This is a genomic window from Streptomyces sp. NPDC001002 (assembly GCF_053599215.1).
This window is the reverse complement of the sequence record NZ_JBSFLV010000001.1, coordinates 256474-276117: the sequence shown is the minus strand read 5'-3', so window position 1 is coordinate 276117 and position 19644 is coordinate 256474. Positions and strand designations below refer to the sequence as shown.

20 protein-coding genes are annotated in these 19644 nt (G+C 70.5%); 13 read left to right on the top strand and 7 right to left on the bottom strand.

Going from position 1 to position 19644, the window contains the following annotated elements:
• Nucleotides 1-39 precede the first annotated feature (39 nt).
• Entirely contained in the window at nucleotides 40-936 is an 897-nt protein-coding gene (locus ACWDR3_RS01280) for a TIGR01777 family oxidoreductase (protein ID WP_450349789.1), read from the top strand.
• Nucleotides 937-1119: 183 nt separating this feature from the next.
• Entirely contained in the window at nucleotides 1120-2463 is a 1344-nt protein-coding gene (locus tag ACWDR3_RS01275) for an NAD(P)/FAD-dependent oxidoreductase (protein ID WP_450349787.1), read from the top strand.
• 90 nt (nucleotides 2464-2553) lie between these two features.
• On the opposite strand, the gene ACWDR3_RS01270 is transcribed toward ACWDR3_RS01275, so the two are convergent.
• Complete coding sequence (locus tag ACWDR3_RS01270; RefSeq protein ID WP_450349786.1) at nucleotides 2554-3990, bottom strand: regulator; 1437 nt, start codon at nucleotides 3988-3990, stop codon at nucleotides 2554-2556.
• Between the two features lie 254 nt (nucleotides 3991-4244).
• Here ACWDR3_RS01270 and lipB point away from each other — a divergent pair, with 254 nt between their 5' ends.
• From lipB to ACWDR3_RS01250, 4 genes are all read left to right on the top strand, one after another.
• Nucleotides 4245-5042 (top strand): lipoyl(octanoyl) transferase LipB, encoded by a 798-nt coding sequence (lipB, locus tag ACWDR3_RS01265; protein WP_450349785.1) that lies wholly within the window; start codon nucleotides 4245-4247, stop codon nucleotides 5040-5042.
• A gap of 104 nt (nucleotides 5043-5146) precedes the next feature.
• The gene (lipA, locus tag ACWDR3_RS01260; RefSeq protein ID WP_450349784.1) at nucleotides 5147-6112 is read left to right on the top strand and encodes a lipoyl synthase; all 966 of its coding nucleotides are present in this window, start codon (nucleotides 5147-5149) and stop codon (nucleotides 6110-6112) included.
• Between the two features lie 226 nt (nucleotides 6113-6338).
• On the top strand, nucleotides 6339-6539 hold the full coding sequence (locus ACWDR3_RS01255; protein ID WP_280877450.1) for an SCO2195 family GlnR-regulated protein: 201 nt from the start codon (nucleotides 6339-6341) through the stop codon (nucleotides 6537-6539).
• Between the two features lie 80 nt (nucleotides 6540-6619).
• Nucleotides 6620-7324, top strand: coding sequence for a DUF4191 domain-containing protein (locus ACWDR3_RS01250; RefSeq protein ID WP_450349782.1), 705 nt, complete (start codon nucleotides 6620-6622; stop codon nucleotides 7322-7324).
• Between the two features lie 3 nt (nucleotides 7325-7327).
• Here the strand turns inward: ACWDR3_RS01250 and ACWDR3_RS01245 are convergent, their stop codons facing one another.
• From ACWDR3_RS01245 to ACWDR3_RS01235, 3 genes are all read right to left on the bottom strand, one after another.
• Complete coding sequence (locus tag ACWDR3_RS01245; RefSeq protein WP_450349780.1) at nucleotides 7328-7834, bottom strand: flavin reductase family protein; 507 nt, start codon at nucleotides 7832-7834, stop codon at nucleotides 7328-7330.
• A gap of 107 nt (nucleotides 7835-7941) precedes the next feature.
• Nucleotides 7942-9111, bottom strand: coding sequence for an acyl-CoA dehydrogenase family protein (locus tag ACWDR3_RS01240; protein ID WP_450349779.1), 1170 nt, complete (start codon nucleotides 9109-9111; stop codon nucleotides 7942-7944).
• A gap of 187 nt (nucleotides 9112-9298) precedes the next feature.
• Nucleotides 9299-9766: an RDD family protein gene (locus ACWDR3_RS01235; protein ID WP_450349777.1), complete on the bottom strand. Its 468-nt coding sequence runs from the start codon at nucleotides 9764-9766 to the stop codon at nucleotides 9299-9301.
• Between the two features lie 197 nt (nucleotides 9767-9963).
• Between ACWDR3_RS01235 and glnA the strand changes: the two genes are divergently transcribed.
• Entirely contained in the window at nucleotides 9964-11373 is a 1410-nt protein-coding gene (glnA, locus tag ACWDR3_RS01230; RefSeq protein ID WP_450349775.1) for a type I glutamate--ammonia ligase, read from the top strand.
• Nucleotides 11374-11442: 69 nt separating this feature from the next.
• Here the strand turns inward: glnA and ACWDR3_RS01225 are convergent, their stop codons facing one another.
• A complete protein-coding gene (locus tag ACWDR3_RS01225) occupies nucleotides 11443-12402 on the bottom strand; it encodes a hypothetical protein (RefSeq protein ID WP_450349774.1) in 960 nt (319 codons plus the stop codon).
• A gap of 180 nt (nucleotides 12403-12582) precedes the next feature.
• On the opposite strand from ACWDR3_RS01225, the gene ACWDR3_RS01220 reads away from it, so the two are divergent.
• The 5 genes from ACWDR3_RS01220 (at nucleotide 12583) to pspAB (ending at nucleotide 16170) form a co-directional block, all read left to right on the top strand.
• Nucleotides 12583-14007 (top strand): hypothetical protein, encoded by a 1425-nt coding sequence (locus tag ACWDR3_RS01220; RefSeq protein ID WP_450349773.1) that lies wholly within the window; start codon nucleotides 12583-12585, stop codon nucleotides 14005-14007.
• Nucleotides 13994-14197, top strand: a complete 204-nt coding sequence (locus ACWDR3_RS01215) for a hypothetical protein (protein WP_450349772.1) — start codon at nucleotides 13994-13996, stop codon at nucleotides 14195-14197. Before ACWDR3_RS01220 ends, ACWDR3_RS01215 begins: the two co-directional genes overlap by 14 nt.
• Nucleotides 14198-14280: 83 nt before the next feature.
• Nucleotides 14281-14538 (top strand): SCO2583/SCO2584 N-terminal domain-containing protein, encoded by a 258-nt coding sequence (locus ACWDR3_RS01210; RefSeq protein WP_450349770.1) that lies wholly within the window; start codon nucleotides 14281-14283, stop codon nucleotides 14536-14538.
• Between the two features lie 127 nt (nucleotides 14539-14665).
• A complete protein-coding gene (gene htpX, locus ACWDR3_RS01205; protein WP_401728998.1) occupies nucleotides 14666-15583 on the top strand; it encodes a zinc metalloprotease HtpX in 918 nt (305 codons plus the stop codon).
• A 2-nt stretch (nucleotides 15584-15585) separates the two neighbouring features.
• Nucleotides 15586-16170 carry a PspA-associated protein PspAB gene (pspAB, locus tag ACWDR3_RS01200; RefSeq protein ID WP_450349768.1) on the top strand — a complete coding sequence of 195 codons (585 nt, stop codon included), beginning with the start codon at nucleotides 15586-15588 and terminating at the stop codon, nucleotides 16168-16170.
• A gap of 40 nt (nucleotides 16171-16210) precedes the next feature.
• Here the strand turns inward: pspAB and ACWDR3_RS01195 are convergent, their stop codons facing one another.
• Together ACWDR3_RS01195 and ACWDR3_RS01190 are read right to left on the bottom strand one after the other, a co-directional pair.
• Complete coding sequence (locus ACWDR3_RS01195; RefSeq protein ID WP_450349767.1) at nucleotides 16211-16495, bottom strand: hypothetical protein; 285 nt, start codon at nucleotides 16493-16495, stop codon at nucleotides 16211-16213.
• A 271-nt stretch (nucleotides 16496-16766) separates the two neighbouring features.
• Complete coding sequence (locus ACWDR3_RS01190) at nucleotides 16767-18107, bottom strand: DUF2252 domain-containing protein (protein ID WP_450349765.1); 1341 nt, start codon at nucleotides 18105-18107, stop codon at nucleotides 16767-16769.
• Between the two features lie 261 nt (nucleotides 18108-18368).
• Between ACWDR3_RS01190 and ACWDR3_RS01185 the strand changes: the two genes are divergently transcribed.
• On the top strand, nucleotides 18369-19553 hold the full coding sequence (locus ACWDR3_RS01185; RefSeq protein ID WP_450349764.1) for a winged helix DNA-binding domain-containing protein: 1185 nt from the start codon (nucleotides 18369-18371) through the stop codon (nucleotides 19551-19553).
• Nucleotides 19554-19644: the final 91 nt, after the last annotated feature.

Sequence of the window (19644 nt, the reverse complement as noted above, 5' to 3'; positions counted from 1 at the left end):
GACCGGGACCTTATGTACGCACCGGGCAGAATGGGAATCATGGAAAGTTCAAGAATCTTGGTGGCCGGCGCGTCCGGTCTCATCGGCAGCGCCCTGGTCACGTCCTTGCGGGCCGACGGGCACGAGGTGGTACGTCTGGTGCGCCGGGCGGCCGCCGGCGCGGACGAGGTCTGCTGGGACCCCGACGGGCGGTACGTGGACACCGCGGCGCTCGGCGAGGTCGACGCCGTGGTCAATCTCGCGGGCGCGGGAGTGGGCGACAGGCGCTGGACGGACGCGTACAAGAAGAAGATCCGTGACAGCCGGGTGCTCGGCACCACGGCACTGGCCGAGGCGGTCGCCTCGATGGACAAGAAGCCGCGGGTGTTCGTGAACGGCAGCGCGCTCGGCTACTACGGCGAGACCGGCGACCGGGCGGTCGACGAGAGCGCGCCGCCCGGGACCGGGTTCCTGCCGGAGCTGTGCGTGGAGTGGGAGGGCGCGACGGCGGCGGCGCGGGAGGCGGGCGTACGGACCGCGTTCACGCGCACGGGACTGGTCGTGGGCAAGCACGGCGGCGCCTGGGGGAAGCTGTTCCCGCTGTACCGGGCAGGGCTGGGCGGGCGGCTGGGCGACGGGCGGCAGTTCTGGTCGTACATCGCGCTGCACGACGAGGTGGCCGCGATCCGGCACATCGTCGAGACCGACGGTCTTGAGGGGCCGTTCAACCTGACCGCCCCGAATCCGCTGACGAACCGTGAGATCACCGCCGCGATGGGGCGGGTGCTGCACCGGCCGACGCTGTTCGCGGTGCCGGCGCCGGTGCTGCGGACCGTGCTCGGCGAGATGGCCGGGGACATCCTGGGCAGCGCGCGGGTCGTGCCCAAGCGGCTGCTGGAGTCGGGGTTCACCTTCGCCTTCCCGGACATCGAGGGGGCGATCCGGGCCGCGCTCTGAATCTCCGCGCGACCGAATGTGACCGCCACACGGCCGCCATGCGACCGCTGTGCGACCGTGCCCTGTCTCTGCGCGACTTCCCTTGACCGATCTCAGCCCTACCCTCGACCCGAACTCGGGTATTTCTGGGGCTTGTTGGGGGCATGACGTCCCCACCGGCCGCGCAACCGCGAGGAGGGGCACGTGCTTGATCCCGTGTACCGGGCGGACGTCGTCATCGTGGGAGCCGGGGTCGCCGGTCTGTCGGCGGCACATCGGCTGAGCAGCGCTGGAGTAACGGTCGCCGTCCTGGAGGCCGCCCCTTACGTGGGCGGTCGGATGTCCACCGAGAAGGTCGACGGGTTCCGGCTCGACCGCATCGGCCAGCTGCTGTCCACGGCCTACCCCGAACTGCGCCTGACCCCGGGCCTGGACGCGCTCGTCCTGCGTCCCTTCGCGCCGGGCGTCCTGCTGCACAGCGACGGCCGCCGGCACCAGGCGGGCGCCCAGATGAGCGCGGGGGGCGCAAGGGGCGCACTCCACGCCGTACGCGCCCTGGCGAGCGCCCCCGCCAAGAGCACACCCCGGTCGGGCTCCCCCCTGGGCACCGCCATCGACCAGGCGCGGCTGACCGCATCCCTCGCCCGACTGGCCGGCACGCCCGTCCAACGACTCCTCTCCCGCCCGGAGTTGCCCGCCGCACAGGCCCTCGCGGCACGCGGCACGCCCGCCCGTACCGTCGACGGCTTCCTGCGCCCGCTGCTGGCCGCCCTGCTCTGCGACCCCGAACTGACCACATCCAGCCGCTGCGCGGACCTGGCCCTGCGCTCCTTCGCGGCCGGCCGCCTGTGCCTGCCGGAGGGCGGCGCCGAGACGCTCCCGGAACTCCTCGCGCGCACACTGCCCCCAGACACCGTGCACACCGGCGTCCGGGTCACCTCGATCGCCACGAACACGGTGACGACCGCCGAACACGGCGAGATCCACTGCCGGGCGGTACTCCTCGCCACCGACGCCCGAGCCGCCGCCGACCTCCTGCCGGGCCTGCGCGTACCGGACTTCCACCCGGTGACGGTGGTCCACCACGCGACGGACGAGCCCCCGCGGACAGGCGCGGCCCTGCTCCTGGACGCCGACCGAGGCGGCCCGGTGGCCCACACGGCGGTGGTCAGCGCGGTCGACCCGTCCCGCGCCCCCGAGGGCCGCGTACTCGTCTCGTCCACGGTCCTGGACGCACCGCCCCAGTCCGTGGACACAGCGGTCCGCATCCACCTGTCCCGCCTCTACGGCACCTCCACCACCCGCTGGGAAACCCTCGCCGTCCACCACACCCCCGAGGCGGTCCCCACCATGCGCCCACCCCACGACCTCCACCGCCCGGTCCGCCTCCTGGCCGGCCTCTACGTCTGCGGCGACCACCGCGACACGAGCACGGTCCAGGGAGCCTTGCACTCGGCGCACAGGGCAACGGCGGCAATTCTGAGGGACTTGGGAGCGGCGGGCTCGATGCACAGGGCCGACCCGATGCCGACAACGCGGGCGGCGTAAGAGGCTTTTGCTTTTAGGGGCGCGGGGAACTGCGCGACCAGCCCCCACGGTGGCGCGCAGACCTCGAACCGGTCGGAGTTACGGCGGGATCTACCCCAGTGCCGCGACCTTGTCGCGATACCCCCGCACAGGCGCCGCATCCTTGTACGGCTCCAACCGCCGCTCAAAGTCCCGCACATACTCGACCGCTCTAACAGACCGCATCTCCACAGCCGCGCCAGCCGCCTCCGCCCCCAACTGACAGGCCTGATCAAGCTCCCCGAGCCCCAGCCGAGCAGAAGCAAGAACGACCCGACAGAACAGCCGACTACGAGCAAACGCAGGCGCCCTCAACTGAAGCGAACGCTCAGCGTGTTGCGCCGCCGCACGGAACTGCTGAAGATCCCGATGCGCATGCCCGAACTCATCCGCAAGCTGCGCCTCATCGAAGAACCGCGCCCAGTACGGCACTTCATCCCCCGCCCGAGCCGATTCCAGCGCCCGCTCGGCCCGTACGAGAGAGGCGGTACAACTGCGCACCTCGCCCAACACCCCATGCCCCCGAGCCTCAACGGCGTGCAGCAACGCCTGCACCACGGGCGGCGCGTTCGTCCCCACCCCCTGCTGCGCCACGCGCGCGAGCTGGACGGCCTCCCGCCCGTGCCCGAGATAGACGGCCTGTCGGCTCATGGTGACCAGCACGTACGACCCGTACGCCCGATCCCCCGCCGCCTGCGCGAGCCGCAACGACTGCACGAAGTACCGCTGGGCGAGCCCGTGCGCCGCGATGTCGTACGAGGTCCACCCGGCCAACCGGGTCAGATCAGCAGCGGCGGCAAAAAGGCGCCGACCGGTCTGCTCGCCGTACGTGCCGCGCAGCATCGGCTCGCACTCATGCTCCAAGTACCGCACGAGGGCCTGGCGGGCGTGGCCGCCGCCGTACATGTTGTCGAGGGTGCGGAAGAGCTCGCCGACCGAGCGGAGGGCGGCGATGTCGCCGGGGGTGACCTTCTGGCCGGGGCCGCGCTCGCCCTGGACGCGCTGGCGGGGGACGACCTGGCGGCCCTGGGAGGGGACCCGGGCAGGCTGCTCACCGCGGGCCACCTTGTCGTCGGCCCGGCCGATCAGCCAGTCCCGGCTGGGCACGACGAGCCCGGCCGGGGTGAACGCGATCTTGCGGAGCTCGGCGTGGCTGCCGGAGTCCTTGCGCCACAGCCCGCCCACGATGTCGACGGCCTCCTCGGGGCTCGCGGCGAATTCCAGCCCGGCGTACACCGGCGCGCACGCGTCGAGGCCGAGGTCTTGGGCGGAGAGCCGGCGGCCGAGGCGACGGGTGAAGACCTCGGCGATGAGGGCGGGGGTGGTGCCCCGGGGCTGCTGGCCGCGCAGCCACCGGGTGACCGATGTCTTGTCGTATCTCAGATCAAGCCCGTGTTCGAGACCGAGTTGGTCCACGCGACGGGCGAGCCCCGCGTTGGAGAACCCCGCTTCTGCGATGAGCGCGGCGAGCTGTCGGTTGGGAGTGCGCTGCGCGGGTCGTTCCGTCATCTGCGGTGCGGTCTCCTGCCTTTCGGGCCTCCAGGGGCCGCTACCGGCCCTGCTGTGCCCGGATTGCCTGTGAGCAGCCCTTATGGCCTTTGTGAACGGCGCGAATGTAGCGGAGAGTGAGCAGGCGATCGCACATTTCGACGTTCGTTCATCCGATCGTGTGAGGATTGGCCGCGGGGCTGACGCGAGACGGTCGGTCGTACAGTGGCGTAGGCACGTTTCGTGCCTTACGACTTCGCAGGGAGGCGTTTGCCGTGAGTGAGCTGCGGTTCGTCCGCATGGGGTTCGGTACCGAGGCCGTGGAGTACCAGGAGGCCTGGGACGAGCAACGCCGGGTGCACGCGGCGCGCTTCGCCGACGAGATCCCCGACACCGTGCTGCTCCTCGAACACCCGCCGGTGTACACGGCGGGCCGGCGCACGGCGGACAACGAGCGCCCCCTGGACGGCACCCCCGTGATCGACGTGGACCGCGGCGGCAAGATCACCTGGCACGGCCCGGGCCAGCTGGTGGGCTACCCGATCCAGCGGCTCCCGCGCCCGGTGGACGTCGTCGCGCATGTACGTCGCCTGGAGGAGGCGCTGATCCGCACCTGCGCGGAGTTCGGCCTGACGACCTCACGGGTCGAGGGGCGCAGCGGGGTGTGGGTGCTCGGCGACCCGGTCGAGCAGCGGCCGGCGCTCGGCGGGCTGTCGCTGGACTTCGACCCGCGCCTGGCGGACGACGAGTTCGACCCGCGCCTCAACGGACCCGAGTACGCGCCCTCCAATGCCGGCCAGCGCCGCGAGGACCGGAAGATCGCGGCGATCGGCATCCGCGTGGCCAAGGGTGTGACGATGCACGGCTTCGCATTGAACGTGAACCCGGACAACAAGTGGTTCGACCGCATCATCCCGTGCGGCATCCGGGACGCGGGGGTCGCCTCGCTGGCGGCCGAGCTGGGCCGGGACGTCACGATCGACGAGGTGCTGCCCGTCGTGGAACGGCACCTCAAGGACGTACTGGAGAACGCGGAGCTGAAGCCGCGGGAGATCGAGAAGGCGTCCGCCTGACGCGGGAATGCGCCCCTTTGGCCTGAGGTTGCCCTCAAGGCGGGGGCGGAAAGCACGGGCGTACCCTGGTGTACGCCGAAGAATCGAAGCTACAGGGAGCCGATGTGTCCGCAGTCACCCCAGACGGACGCAAGATGCTGCGCCTGGAGGTCCGGAACGCCCAGACCCCCATCGAGCGCAAGCCCGAGTGGATCAAGACCCGGGCGAAAATGGGCCCCGAGTACACGAAGATGCAGAACCTCGTGAAGAGCGAGGGCCTGCACACGGTCTGCCAGGAAGCCGGCTGCCCGAACATCTACGAGTGCTGGGAGGACCGCGAGGCGACCTTCCTCATCGGTGGCGACCAGTGCACCCGGCGCTGCGACTTCTGCCAGATCGACACCGGCAAGCCCGAGGCCCTGGACCGTGACGAGCCGCGCCGCGTGGGCGAGTCCGTGGTCACCATGGACCTGAACTACGCCACCATCACCGGCGTCGCCCGCGACGACCTGGAGGACGGCGGCGCCTGGCTGTACGCGGAGACGGTCCGTCAGATCCACCAGCAGACCGCCGAGCGCGAGGCCGGCCGCACCAAGGTCGAGCTGCTGGCCCCGGACTTCAACGCCGTGCCGGAGCAGCTGGCCGAGGTCTTCTCCTCGCGCCCCGAGGTCTTCGCGCACAACGTCGAGACGGTCCCGCGGATCTTCAAGCGGATCCGCCCGGGCTTCCGTTACGACCGTTCGCTGAAGGTCATCACGGCCGCCCGCGACTACGGCCTGGTCACCAAGTCGAACCTGATCCTCGGGATGGGCGAGACCCGCGAGGAGGTCAGCGACGCGCTCCGGCAGCTGCACGAGGCCGGCTGCGAGCTGGTGACCATCACGCAGTACCTGCGCCCGTCCGTGCGCCACCACCCGGTCGAGCGCTGGGTGAAGCCGCACGAGTTCGTGGAGCTGAAGGAGGAGGCCGAGCAGATCGGTTTCTCCGGTGTGATGTCGGGGCCGCTGGTGCGTTCCTCGTACCGCGCCGGGCGCCTCTACCAGATGGCCGTCGAGAAGCGGGGCGCGTACATCGCCTCGCAGGCCGTGTGAATTCAGGCACAAGAGGCTACCGCACAGTAACTACCGTATGACCGCGGCCCTGACCCGTCCTCGCAGTTGAGGGACTCGTCAGGGCCGCGTCAGTGTTTCGGGCCCGCGCGTCAAGGCTTCATTGGCGTTTGACCGGTCGGTCACGCCCTGGTAACACCAAACAGTGACCCTGGTATCACAGCATGTACACCCAAGATCAGAGCCGTTCCGAGGGGGGACCTCCACCATGCAGGCCGCGCCCGTCCGCGCCACAGCCATTCCGTCCTTCACCGACGCACTGCGTGCGGTCGAGTCGCTGCTTCTGAGCAGCGGCCAGCGCACCGCCCGGCGCAACGCGTGGACCTCCGTCCTGGAGGACCGTCGCCGCGCCAAGGACCGTGTCGAGGCCCAGCGGGTCCTCGAAGAGGTCACCTCCGCCCGTCTCTGAACCCCGCACTCCGCTTCCTCGTACCCTCCCGTCGGGCACTGCCGTCGTCGGCGCTCCCGGGGCCACGTAGACTTCACGGCATGGCGAGGAAGGACACAGCAGCGGACACCGCTGCTAACCCCGGGCGACTGAAGCAGATCGCTCTGACGTACAAGATGACCCGCAAGGCCGACAAGAAGATCGGTCTTGTACTCGCGGCTGTCGGCATCGGCATCTTCGGTGTTTTCCTCGCGATCGGCTTCTTGATCGGTCACCCCATCTATCTCGGCATCCTGGGCCTGTTGCTCGCCTTCCTCGGAACGGCGATCATCTTCGGGCGCCGGGCCGAGCGGGCCGCGTTCGGGCAGATGGAGGGCCAGCCGGGCGCCGCCGCGGCGGTGCTCGACAACATCGGCCGAGGCTGGACGACGACCCCCGCGGTGGCGATGAACCGCAGCCAGGACGTGGTGCACCGGGCCGTCGGCAAGGCCGGCATCGTCCTGGTCGCCGAGGGCAACCCGAACCGGGTCAAGAGCCTGCTGGCCGCCGAGAAGAAGAAGATGAACCGCGTCGTCGCGGACGTACCGGTGCACGATCTGATCGTGGGCACGGGCGAGGGCCAGATCGAGCTGAAGAAGCTGCGCACGGCGATGCTGAAGCTGCCGCGCGTGCTGACCGGGCCGCAGGTCACCGCGACCACCGACCGGCTGCGCGCGATGGGCGACCTGATGAGCAACATGCCGCTGCCGAAGGGGCCGATGCCCAAGGGCATGAAGCTGCCGAAGGGCGGCGGGAAGGCCCGCTGAGCGTCAGGCCAACGTCCTGAACGCCCGGTCGTAATAAACCATCGGGGATCCCTCCCCCAGTCGCACACCCGTCACCCGGCCGATCAGGACCGTATGGTCCCCGGCCGGGTGTCGTGCGTGTGCGGTGCAGTCCAGTTCGGACAGGGCCCGGTCGACCGTCGGCAGGCCGGCCGGGCTGAGGCCGAGGCCGCCGGACGCGAACTTGTCGGCGCCCTTGGTGGCGAAGCGCGTGGCCAGCGGCCGGTGGACCGGGGCCAGCACGCTCACGGCGAAGCGGTCGCAGCACTCGAAGGCGGGTGCCGAGTCCGCCGAGGTCGCCAGGCAGACCAGGACCATCGGCGGCTCCAGCGAGACCGAGCAGAAGGAACTGGCCGTGAATCCGCGCGGTGTTCCGTCCTCGCAGCACGTGGTCACGACCACGACACCCGAGGGGAAGCGGGCCATCGCCGCCCGGAAATCCTCGGACGCCAGCGCGGCTTCGGCTTCCAGTACTTCCTGACGCTCCGTCATGACGGTGCACCACCTGTGGGGGCTTCGCTCACCGACGGTGATCCAGATCGTCACCCGGTTCCAGATCGACTATGCGGTCACCGCCCCGGACCGGCAACCGGGGCCGGTCAGCGCACGGCCCCCGCCCGGTCCTCGCCGGACAGTGCCCAGGCGCCGTAGGCCGCGCCCGTGGTCTCGAAGGAGAGGGCGACGTGCGAGGCGGCGCTGTTCACGTCCCGCCAGAAGCGCTGGACGGGGTCGGACGAGGACTGTCCTGAGGTGCCGCCGGCCCGGAAGACCCGGTCGACGGCCGAGACCAGCAGTTCCACCGCCAGTGCGAGGTCCCGGGCGCCCCGGACCGCCGCCTCGCCCTCCGGCGGGGACTGGGTGCCGTCGGCGACGGCCGCCGTACGCAGGATCAGCAGTTCGGCGGCGTCGATCTCGGCCGCCGAGCGGGCCAGGGAGACCTGCGTCGAGGGCTTCTCGCCCACGGACTGTCCCCGGCGGTCGACGCGCGACCCGGTCCGCGCGATCCAGGCCCGCAGCGCGCCCCGGGCGGCGCCGACCAGCGGGGCGGCGAACGGCAGGGCGTTCACGGCGTGCATCGGGACGAGGTGGCAGCGCGCGTCGGAGGCGGGCGCCCGGCCCGCGTGCACGGCCGACCGCGCGAGGGTCCGGTGCTCGGGCACGAAGACGTCGGAGAGGAGAAGGGTGTCACTCCCCGTTCCGCGCATCCCCACGGTGAACCAGCTGTCCTCGATGGTGAAGTCCTCCCGCGGCACCGCGAAGAACCGCACCTCGGGCCGCGCCTCGGGATCCACCGGGCCCTCGGCGGGTACGGCCGCGCAGGCCAGCGCCCAGTCGGCGAAGTGCACCCCGCTGATGTACTTCCACTCACCGCTCAGCAGCCAGCCGCCGGCCACGGGCTCGGCCTTGCCGGACGGCATGAGCGCGCCGGCCAGCAGCGCGTCCGGTCCGTCCGCCCAGATGTCGGCCTGGCCCTCCTCGGGCAGGAACGCCCCGTACCGCCCGGCGTAGGCCGCGAGCGAGGCCGCCCAGGCCGCCGAGGTGCAGCCCTCCCCCACCAGGCCGACCGCGGAGGTCAGTTCGGTGAAACCACCGGCGTCGCCGCCATGGGCCGACGGTACGAAGTGCCGGGCAAACCCGGCGTCCCGTACCGCCTGGACCACCCGCGGCGAGAGCCGCCTGGCGGTCTCCGCCTCCTGTGCGCACCGGGCCGCGATCTCGGCGACCATCGGCGCCCGGGCCACGATCGTCGACTTGTCGCCTGCTGGCATCCTGCCCACCACCTCCGTCGGGAACGGCGCCAGTGTCCCGGGACCGGGCCGTGGCCGAGGTGACCCCGGGCCGTGCGCGGCGCGCAGTCACCCGCCCGGCGCGGCAAAGGGGCGCCCGGATCACTCCGGGCGCCCCTTCGTCGTACACGTTCCGGGCGTCGTACACGTTCCGGATCTCGTGGTCGGGCTAGATGCGGACCTCCACCGTGCCCGCCAGTCGGTCGTGCAGGCCGCGGCCGTCGCGGTCCCAGATCAGGGCGGGGATCGCGACGCAGAGCAGGGCCGTGCGCAGCAGGGCGCGGGCGGGGCTGACGCGGCCGGTGGACAGGGCGGCCACGCGCAGGCCGAACAGGCGCTTGCCCGGGGAGAATCCGACGGTGCCGACCGTCAGGACGCCCATCACGAAGAAGACGAGCAGGGCCCAGTTGCCGGTCGCCTGGTCGTAGCCGTGCGTGATGAGGCCGTATGCGATCAAGAGGCTCAGGCCCCAGTCGACCACGAGGGCGCCGAGGCGACGGCCCGGGCGGGCGATCGAGCCCGGTCCCTCCTCGGGCAGACCGAGCTGCTCGCCCCGGTATCCGAAGTCGACACCGGCTTGCTCGGCGGCCGCGCGGGGGCCGGAGAGCCACGAGCCGATTGCATCCCTGTTGTCCACGCGTCCACGGTACTGCCCGCGTTTCGGGATGCGGACGGGTGGGGTCAACCGGGCGAGGTCCGGTTAACTTGTGTGAAACAAATGGGTCACGCCCGAGAAATCACGCGTCCCTAGGGTCGAGGTCAGCGTGTGCCACCGCACTGGCAGCACGAACGAACTACCACCCCGGCGGGACGGTCGGGAGTAGGAGGAGCTGGATGTTCCAGAACGCCGACGAGGCCAAGAAGTTCATCGCGGACGAGGACGTCAAGTTCATCGACGTCCGCTTCTGCGACCTGCCGGGTGTCATGCAGCACTTCACGGTGCCCGTCGAGTCGTTCGACCCGGACGAGGAGCTGGCCTTCGACGGATCCTCGATCCGCGGCTTCCAGGCCATCCACGAGTCCGACATGGCGCTGCGCGCCGACCTGTCGACGGCGCGCGTGGACGCGTTCCGCCGCGACAAGACGCTGAACATCAACTTCTTCATCCACGACCCGATCACGGGCGAGCAGTACTCCCGCGACCCGCGCAACGTGGCGAAGAAGGCCGAGGCGTACCTGACCTCGACCGGTATCGCGGACACCGCGTACTTCGGTCCCGAGGCCGAGTTCTACGTCTTCGACTCCGTGCGCTTCGCGACCACGGCGAACGAGTCCTTCTACCACATCGACTCCGAGGCCGGCGCCTGGAACACCGGTGCGCTGGACGACAACCGCGGTTACAAGGTCCGCTACAAGGGCGGTTACTTCCCGGTCCCGCCGGTCGACCACTTCGCCGACCTGCGTGCCGAGATCTCCCTGGAGCTGGGCAAGGCCGGTCTCCAGGTCGAGCGCCAGCACCACGAGGTCGGCACCGCCGGCCAGGCGGAGATCAACTACAAGTTCAACACTCTGCTCGCCGCGGCCGACGACCTCCAGCTCTTCAAGTACATCGTGAAGAACGTCGCCTGGCGCAACGGCAAGACCGCGACCTTCATGCCGAAGCCGATCTTCGGTGACAACGGCTCGGGCATGCACATCCACTCGTCGCTGTGGGCGGGCGGCTCCCCGCTCTTCTACGACGAGGCGGGCTACGCGGGCCTGTCGGACACCGCCCGCTACTACATCGGCGGCATCCTCAAGCACGCGCCGTCGCTGCTGGCCTTCACCAACCCGACGGTGAACTCGTACCACCGCCTGGTGCCCGGCTTCGAGGCCCCGGTCAACCTGGTCTACTCGCAGCGCAACCGCTCCGCCGCGATGCGTATCCCGATCACGGGCTCCAACCCGAAGGCCAAGCGCGTCGAGTTCCGCGCGCCCGACTCCTCCGGCAACCCGTACCTCGCCTTCTCCGCGCTCCTCCTGGCGGGCCTGGACGGCATCAAGAACAAGATCGAGCCGGCCGAGCCGATCGACAAGGACCTCTACGAGCTGGCCCCCGAGGAGCACGCGGGCGTCGCCCAGGTCCCGACCTCCCTCCCGGCCGTCCTCGACCGCCTTGAGGCCGACCACGAGTTCCTGCTCGCGGGCGACGTCTTCACGTCCGACCTGATCGAGACGTGGATCGACTTCAAGCGCACGAACGAGATCGCACCGCTGCAGCTGCGTCCGCACCCGCACGAGTTCGAGCTGTACTTCGACGTGTGATCGGACCGTAGACAGAAACGCTTGGGGCCCGCCATCCGCGAGGGTGGCGGGCCCCGTCGCGTGGTGTCGTCATGCGGCAGGTGGTTCGGGGACGCGCCATGTGATGTGGAAGCGCTCGGCGTCAGGGAGCCCGAGCGGGCCTGCGGGACCGATCGCCTTGACGAGGTAGCCGAAGACCATGTGGTGTGCCTCTTCCGAGACCTCGTCCCAGGTGTCCGGAGTCACGGTCATCACCTCGCGCATGAGGCTCATGTCGGACTCGGACTCCAGCATCTCGGCCCGGTCGTCACGGTCCATCGTCTCGTCGGTGCGCATCGCCCGGATCGACGACGCGAGGAGATTCGGCTCACGGCTCAGCCGGCGACGAATCTCCTGGCAGCCGTACCGGAATGCCGTGTAGGCCTCCATGGCCTCCCGATCGGGATTGATGTATCCGTACGGCGATCCCCTCTCCGCGCCTACGTAGTCGCCCTTCAGCATGTGCAGCAGGAGACGCAGCACGTGTTCGGCTCCCTGTTGCTCCACCTGCATCGCGACCAGCCGGACCCATTCGTCCTCCGACACCATCGGCTCGTGCGGAGCGGCGAGCGACGGATGGATCTCGATGGCGTTGAAAGGGTTGAGCAACGCGCCCATGACCAGCTCCGGGGTCCACTTTCCGTCCTCACCTCCCCAACCGCCGTGGAGGAGTTCCTGGAACGACTTCAGTGCACCGCCCTCCCCTTCGTGCACCGCGCGCCACAGCGACAGGAACCTGGCCCTCTCCGACTCCGCGTCCCGAGGCGGACTGCACCGCCCGGCCAGGACCATGACGATGTCGTGGACGGTTTCCCAACGCGGCACACGTGTCCCGTTGAGGGCGGCCCGTACGGTTTCGTGGCTGGCGCCCGACAACAGGTCGTCGCGGCCACGGATGAGCGTGCTCACCCCTCGCATGCTCGCCCCCGCCGCGCGGCGCAGTTCCTGCAACGCCTCGACCAATTCCTGATGGCGGGCCGCCGGTTCGGGCGATGGGGTGGAGTCAGCCACCTGTTTTTCCTCCCACTCTGGGTGTCAAGTCCGGCGAACACCGTAGAAGGCGCAGGCGAGAGCCGTGTCAGATTCCGTCAAGTTTCCGGCTCTGCCCGCCACACCATGACTCGCGGCCGTTGCACGAGGTGAGCATGGAGAAGGCGCCGATGGAGCGCCTCGCCCGAGGAGTTGCCACTCATGCACATCCCTGCGTACGCCCGTGACACGATCCGCGCCGCGCTGCCCAGCATGCCCACGTCCCGTCAGGTGGGCGCCCTGGACTGCTGTCTTTGCGACGAGCCGTTCGACGAGGCGCGGGGACCCGTACCACTCGGCCCGACACCGACGTCCGGACTGTTCGGCTGCGGCCCCTGTCTGACTCGGCTGGTGAAACAGGCCCGTCGGTCGCGCGATGCCCGGCTGGTCCGGGACGCCGAACGGGCCAGGGACGCCGCCGCCGCATGGGAGGCGGAACGCGAACGGTATTCGTCCGGTATCACGAGCGTGCGCGAGGCGGCCGAGGCGGTCGGCCGACTTGCGGCGGAGGGCGCCGTGGAGCCGCTGCGGATCGCCTGGCTGTATGTGTCGCTGGAGTCGGCGTACGCCTGGGCCCCCGAGGGCATCCCCGAGCCCCCGGAGTCCCTGGATTCCGACGCCGCGGAACTGCGGGACGAACGTTTCCGGCTCGACCTGGAGATGATCTCCGCGCGCGAAGCGGTGGCCGACCGACTCGTCTATCACCTGATCAACGAAGCCGCACCCGCCGAGCCTGACCTCTGCGCGGAGCTGGAATGCCCCGACGACTGCTCCGGACGGCACGACACCGAGCACATCGACTGCGGACCGGACGCGATCTTCGAGGACCTGGCGGAGCACCGTGTCGAGATCGAGCGTCCCGAGGAGCCGTCGTCCGGCATGGCGCGGGTGGAGGCGAAATCGGACCCCACCAACATGACCGAAGGCATGGTCACGGCGCTGAGGTACTACGGCATCGACACCGAGGACGCAGAAGTCCTTGTCAGCGCGGCGGCGGTAGGTCTGGTGCTTGACGCGTGGTGGGACGAGCCGCTGGAAGCCATTCAGGCGTCGCCTCAGGGGCCGACCGACGGCGAGATGTTCGCGCAGAGTGTCGATCTCCAACGTCGAGCCAGGGCCGCCCTCCTTCGGGCACGGGAAGACGGCCCGGACGCGCTGCTCGCCTTCCAGGCGGTCGCGTCGGACATCGACCTTCCGTGGGCTGGTGGTTCCGGCTTCACGCTGCGAGCGAGCGGCATAGCGACGGAGGAGTTCGTCGAGAACCTGGACAACCGGGTCTGGTACACGACGGAGATGATGCGAGAGCGAGGCTGGCGGGAGGGGGTCCTGCACCGAGCTCTCTCCGCCGCGTCACGTGGCTCTGACCAGTTCGGCATGCCGGGCTGGCCTGCCGCCGTCGACGCTGCCGTGGAACGTCTTGCCGCTCTGGACCGGTCTTCCGCTCCGGAGGCCCTTGTCGACCTCGCCAAGGCGAAAGCCATTCTGCTCACGGCACCCGACCAGTTGGGCGTGGCAGCACTGGACTGGCTCGTGTCGCGGGTGTTGGGCGGGCACGCGGATTCAGGGGAGCACAGTGAAGTGGGATGACATAACCCTGGCCATCCTTGCCGCGTCCGGCAGCGTCACCCTGCTGCTGGCACAGATCGACGATGTGCTGGCCCAGCTGCCACGACTCATCCGTGCCTGGCGGCGGGTGCGACGGGAAATGACCGACGGCCGGGGTTCCCAGGAAGACGCCCCCTCGGAGGAGTCCTCGGTAGGAGGGGACACCGAGTGACCCATGCTGCGCCCCGCACCGCCAACGTATAGTTCTTGCACAGCTGTTCGACAGTGGTGGCAGAGGCGACGGGGGACACGGGGATGCCCGAACAGGACGATGACGAGCGGGAGTTCGACATCAGGTGGGCGGACGGGGCCGAGCACAAGGAGCCCTCGGCTCGGGCTCGGATGCTCGCCGCGCGGTGGAAGGAGAATCCTCCCGCGCCGCAGCCCTTCCGCGCCGACCCCGGTCCGGCCGGTCCGCGCAGGTCCTCGTGGCTGTCGACGACGATCGTGCTGGGAGTCGTCGCCGCGATCATCCTGCTGCTGGGGTACGCGCAGTTCCGGGCGCCGTACTAGACGCGGACTCCGGGGACGGTTTCACAGCCGGGCTTTGCTGCTCCTAGGGCTGATCGGGACCGCTTCATGGGAGTGGCCGGGTGCACACTGGCGGTAGGGACGAGTGCCTTACTGCGGGGTGATGCACATGCAGAGCCGATTCCGGAGCGACCGGCGGTTGACCGTGCGGATGACGGTCACCATGTTCCTGCTCGGATTGTTGTACGTGGCGTTCGTCGGCGCGTTGATCGTGCTGCTGAAGTCGTGGGTGCTGGTCGTCGTGATCATCGCCGCGATGTTCGTGGCGCAGTTCTGGTTCTCCGACCGGATCGCGATGTTCGCCATGCGTGGGCGGGTCGTGGAGCGCGAGGAGTATCCCGAACTGCACGCGGTCGTCGACCGGCTGTGCGCGCTCGCCGACATGCCCAAGCCGGTGGTCGCCGTGTCCGAGATGGACATGCCGAACGCCTTCGCGACCGGGCGCAGCCCCGAGCACGCCGTGGTCTGTGTGACCACGGGGCTGCTGCGCCGGCTGGAACCGGCGGAGCTGGAGGGCGTCCTCGCGCACGAGCTGTCGCACGTGGCGCACAAGGATGTCGCCGTGATCACGATCGCGTCGTTCCTCGGGGTGATCGCGGGCCTGATCGTGCGGTTCGCCTTCTACTCGCAGATCTTCGGCGGTGGCCGCCGGGACCAGAACACCGCGATGATCTTCGCGGCCGTGATGGGCGTCTCGGCGGCGGTGTACGCGATCAGCTTCCTGCTGATCAGGGCGCTGTCCCGGTACCGGGAGCTGGCCGCGGACCGTGCGGCGGCGCTGCTGACCGGGCGGCCCTCCGCCCTGGCCTCGGCGCTGACCAAGGTCTCCGGCGACATCGCGAGGATCCCGACCAAGGACCTGCGGACCGCGCAGGCCTTCAACGCCTTCTACTTCACCCCGGCGACCGGCAAGGAGCCGGGCATCGAGCGGCTGTTCTCCACCCACCCGTCTCTGGAGCAACGACTGGACCAACTGGGGCGGATCTCCGCCGAGTTGGGTGAGGCGGCGACCCCCGGAAAGGCGTGAGAATGGGGCTGCTGGACATTCTGCTCGGGCGCAGCAAACCGGCGCTGCCCGATCTCGACCGGCTGTTCGCGCTGCCGTCGGCGGCCGTGACCCTGGAGGCCGCGGCCGGTTTCACGCCGACCGGCGGCGGCGCGGTGTGCTTCGCCACCGTCGAGGGCGCCGCGTTCGAGCAGACGCACCGCGAGGTCCAGGCCCTGCTCGACGCGGACGCGGACCGCGACGGTCCGCCGGTGGAGCTCAGCCAGGACGGGTTCGGGTACTCCTGGCTGGTGTCCCAGCGCTCCCCCGACCAACTGTCGCAGCTGGTCAACGACTTGCACGCGGTGAACAGCTCGATGGAGGTCAACGGCTTCGGCCCGCAGCTGCTGTGCTCGCTGGCCGGTTTCCAGGACGAGGCCGGCCGGCGGCTCGCGCTCGTCTATCTCTACAAGCGCGGCACGTTCTATCCGTTCGCGCCGCTGCCCGGCGAGGGACAGCGGCGCGACAACGCGCTGGAGCTGCAGGTGAAGGCGGCTCTCGCCGGTGATCTGCGGATGGAGCAGGATCTGAGCCGGTGGTTCCCGGTGTGGGGTGCGCCCGGGCTGTGAGGCACGGTCGTCACCACCACCCGTGTCACCACCACAGGTCTCAGCCGCTCTTCTCCTTCGACTGGCGACGGGACTCCAGGGGGCGCTCGCGGCGGTAGCGGCGCTCCCACCTGGCCTGTTCGTCACGGCGCTTGCGGTAGGCCTGGTAGCTCTGGGGCATGGACCCCGACGACGAGCCCCCGCTCGACGCGGACCGCGAGGTGGTGCCGCTCCGCCCGTACTGCAGGTACAGGAAGAGGACGGCGGCCGCGGCCAGCCACCAGGCGTGGTTCTCGAATCCTAGAAGGACCAGGACGACTGTCCCGGATATCAGCATGGTGCCCATCACGGGCCTCCGTGGGCGTGGGTTTCCGAGCGGTGTGGGTGTGCCGACGAGGCGCTGGGGGAGGACGTCCGTCGAGCGGTGCGTAGAGACTAGCCCCGGGTCCGCGAGGTGATGCCCGTCCTGCGGAAAGCGGTGGTGGCCAGCTCCGTAACGTGTCTCCAGAGTAGGGACGCGCTCACACGCAGTGCATCTCCTTTTCCCGCGCGGGGAGTTGAGCGGCGCACACGGACACCGGCACCGCCCGGGACCCCCTCGCCCCTCCGTCGCCGCGTCACACCTCCGGCGTCGCGCGCACCACGCCCGCCGCGACCGCCGCGCTCAGCGCCGCGTGATCGGCGGCGGTCTGGTCGGCGTAGTGGAACGCGAAGTCGGCGACGGCCCGTTCGAAGGTGTCGCCGCCGCCCAGGTAGGCGGCGATGGCGACGCGGTCGCCGGAGCGGGCGTGGGCGCGGGCCAGGGCGGTGCCGCACAGACGGGCGTAGCCGAGCAGATCGGCCGGGCTCATCCCGGCGACGTCGGCGGAGCCCTTCATGTCGCGTAGCTGGCGCCAGTAGAAGGCGCGGCCCTGCGGCCCGGTCATCCAGCCGAGGAAGATGTCACCGGCGGCCTGCAGCAGCCGCTGCCCGGCGACGACCCGGTGCCCGGGATGGACGTACGGCCCGTTCGGCAGATGCTCTTCCAGTACGGACTTCCGCGCCTCCTTGATCTGGAGGAACAGCGGGTCGTCCTGGTCGCGCCCTGCGAGCAGCACGATGAAGCAGCGGGTGCCGACGCTGCCGACGCCGACGACCTTGCGGGCCGCGTCCACGAACCGGTAGCGGTCGAGCAGCAGTCGGCGTTCCTCGGCGAGGGTGGAGCGGTAGTCGCTGAAGATCTTGCGCAGGGAGGCCATGTCGGAGGCGCCGGCCGGTTCGAGCAGCGGCGGGTCGTGGACGATACGACGGCGTCCGTCGACGGTCTCGGTGAGCTTGCCGACGGCCTGCAGGCTGGTGCGGCGGCGGGCGCGGGTGAGGCTGGAGGCGACCGTGCGGCGGCGGCGCGCGGAGCGGACCAGGGGCAGCAGGCTCTCGGCGTCGATGTGCTCGTACCAGACGGCCAGTTCACCCTGCCGGGCAAGGCGCCGCATGGTGGCCCGGTAGGCGGCGACGGCCTCCACGACGGCCCGCCGCACCTTCGCCTCCGGGTGCCCGTTCTCCCGCCCGGCCACGGCGACGGAAGCCGCGAGCCGTTGTACGTCCCACTCGAAGGGGCCGGGGAACGTCTCGTCGAAGTCGTTGAGGTCGAAGAGCAGGGTGCGTTCCGGGGAGGCGTACAGCCCGAAGTTCAACAGGTGGGCGTCGCCGCACAGTTGCACGGTCAGCCCGGTGTGCGGACGGGACGCGAGATCGCCGGCCATCACGGCGGCGCCCCCGCGCAGGAAGGCGAACGGCGAGGCGCTCATCCGCCCGTACCGGATCGGCAGCAGCTCGGGCAGCCGGTCGCGGCCCTGCCGCTCCAGTACGCCGACGGGGTCGGCCCGGTCGACGGGCGGGACCCACTGGGCATGCGCGGAACGGGAGACGCGCTTACGTGCGGCCCGGCCGCGCTCGGCACGGGTCACGGGCGTGTTCATCGCGTCCACCGCTGCATGCGGAACCTGCCCATCGCGGCTCCTTCGTCTCCGGTTGTCTCCTACTGCGGGCCTAGGTCGCAGTCAAGGCGGCAGCGGGGCTGCGCGCATGCCGGGTACGGCGATGGAGTGAGCGAGGGTGACTTTTGGGTGAACGGAAGGTGGCGGGACGGGCGGCCGTCGAGAGGTCGTCGGGGGGCGTTGTCAGTGGCGCCGGGCAGGATGGGATGCGCTGGTCGGTGTTCGGGGAGGGTGGAGTCGGCAATGGGTGACGGGGTGCGGTACATCGGACCGGACGAGCGAAGGGCGCGGCTCGCGTCGCGGCACCGGCTGATCGGTCCGACGCGGGCGTCGAGCCCCGAGGAGGTCGCGGCCTCCCTCGTCGCGCTGCACGGCTCGGACCCGGCGACGGTGTACCTGGCCCTGGGCGCGCGCCTCACGGACGCGACGCGAACCGTCCCGGCCACCGAGCGGGCGCTGTACGAGTCCCGGTCCCTGGTCCGTATGCACGGCATGCGGCACACGGTGTTCGTGTTCCCCACGGATCTCACGGCCGTGGTGCACGCCTCGACGGGCCTCGCGGTGGCCGCGCGCGAACGGGCCTCGCTGCTCAAGGACATGGCGAAGGCGGGGGCACCGGACGCCGCCTGGCTGAAGGAGGTCGAGGAGTCGATGCTGTCCGCGTTGGCGCTGCGCGGCCAGGCGACGGCGACCGAACTGGCCGCGGACGAGCCGCGGTTGAAGGAGCGGTTCACTTACGCGGCCGGCAAGAGCTACGAGGGCGTGCACACGGTCTCGACCCGCCTTCTGCGGGTGCTGGGCGTGGAGGGCAAGGTCGTCCGGGGCCGGCCGCTCGGCTCCTGGACGTCCAGCCAGTTCCGCTGGGCGGTCGCTCCCGAACACGCCGAACTCGACCTGGCCGAGGCCCAGTCGACCCTCCTGACCCACTGGCTCAGAACCTGCGGCCCGGCCACGGAGGCGGACCTCAAGTGGTGGACGGGCTGGAAGGTGACCGATGTCCGCCGCGCGCTGAAGGCGATCGGAGCGCGGGAGGTGTCGCTGGACGAGGGTACGGGCTACGTGGTGGCCGACGACATCACGCCGGTCGCCGCCCCCGCGGAACCCTGGGCGGCCCTGCTCCCCGCCCTCGACCCCACGGCGATGGGCTGGCAGCAACGGGACTGGTACCTCGCCCCCGAACTGCGCCCCCACCTCTTCGACTACAGCGGCAACGTGGGCCCGACGGTGTGGTGGAACGGCCGGGTGGTGGGCGCGTGGGCCCAGCGGGCGGACGGCGAGATCGCGTGGCGGGTACTGGCCCCTGGCGGGGTGGGACGGGAGGCGGAGACGGCGATCGGGGTGGAGGCGGAGCGGTTGCGGGGGTGGGTGGGCGAGACAAGGGTGACGCCGCGCTTCCGCACGCCGGTGGAGAAGGAGTTGGCGAGGTAGAGGGTCTTGAGGGGTGGGGCACCCCTCAGCGCCGGTCGGCGTCTTTGTTTTTCAGCCCGTCCGGCGCTTGAGGACGAGGCCGTTCAGGCCG

Bases quoted from the DNA above. Each gene is read 5' to 3' on its own strand.
- ACWDR3_RS01280 (WP_450349789.1), top strand. From the start codon at position 40: ATGGAAAGTTCAAGAATCTTGGTGGCCGGCGCGTCCGGTCTCATCGGC.
- ACWDR3_RS01270 (WP_450349786.1), bottom strand. From the start codon at position 3,990: ATGACGGAACGACCCGCGCAGCGCACTCCCAACCGACAGCTCGCCGCG.
- ACWDR3_RS01255 (WP_280877450.1), top strand. From the start codon at position 6,339: ATGCAGGCCGCGCCCGTCCGCGCCACAGCCATTCCGTCCTTCACCGAC.
- ACWDR3_RS01250 (WP_450349782.1), top strand. From the start codon at position 6,620: ATGGCGAGGAAGGACACAGCAGCGGACACCGCTGCTAACCCCGGGCGA.
- ACWDR3_RS01245 (WP_450349780.1), bottom strand. From the start codon at position 7,834: ATGACGGAGCGTCAGGAAGTACTGGAAGCCGAAGCCGCGCTGGCGTCC.
- ACWDR3_RS01240 (WP_450349779.1), bottom strand. From the start codon at position 9,111: ATGCCAGCAGGCGACAAGTCGACGATCGTGGCCCGGGCGCCGATGGTC.
- glnA (WP_450349775.1), top strand. From the start codon at position 9,964: ATGTTCCAGAACGCCGACGAGGCCAAGAAGTTCATCGCGGACGAGGAC.
- ACWDR3_RS01220 (WP_450349773.1), top strand. From the start codon at position 12,583: ATGCACATCCCTGCGTACGCCCGTGACACGATCCGCGCCGCGCTGCCC.
- ACWDR3_RS01210 (WP_450349770.1), top strand. From the start codon at position 14,281: ATGCCCGAACAGGACGATGACGAGCGGGAGTTCGACATCAGGTGGGCG.
- htpX (WP_401728998.1), top strand. From the start codon at position 14,666: ATGCAGAGCCGATTCCGGAGCGACCGGCGGTTGACCGTGCGGATGACG.
- pspAB (WP_450349768.1), top strand. From the start codon at position 15,586: ATGGGGCTGCTGGACATTCTGCTCGGGCGCAGCAAACCGGCGCTGCCC.
- ACWDR3_RS01195 (WP_450349767.1), bottom strand. From the start codon at position 16,495: ATGGGCACCATGCTGATATCCGGGACAGTCGTCCTGGTCCTTCTAGGA.
- ACWDR3_RS01190 (WP_450349765.1), bottom strand. From the start codon at position 18,107: ATGAACACGCCCGTGACCCGTGCCGAGCGCGGCCGGGCCGCACGTAAG.
- ACWDR3_RS01185 (WP_450349764.1), top strand. From the start codon at position 18,369: ATGGGTGACGGGGTGCGGTACATCGGACCGGACGAGCGAAGGGCGCGG.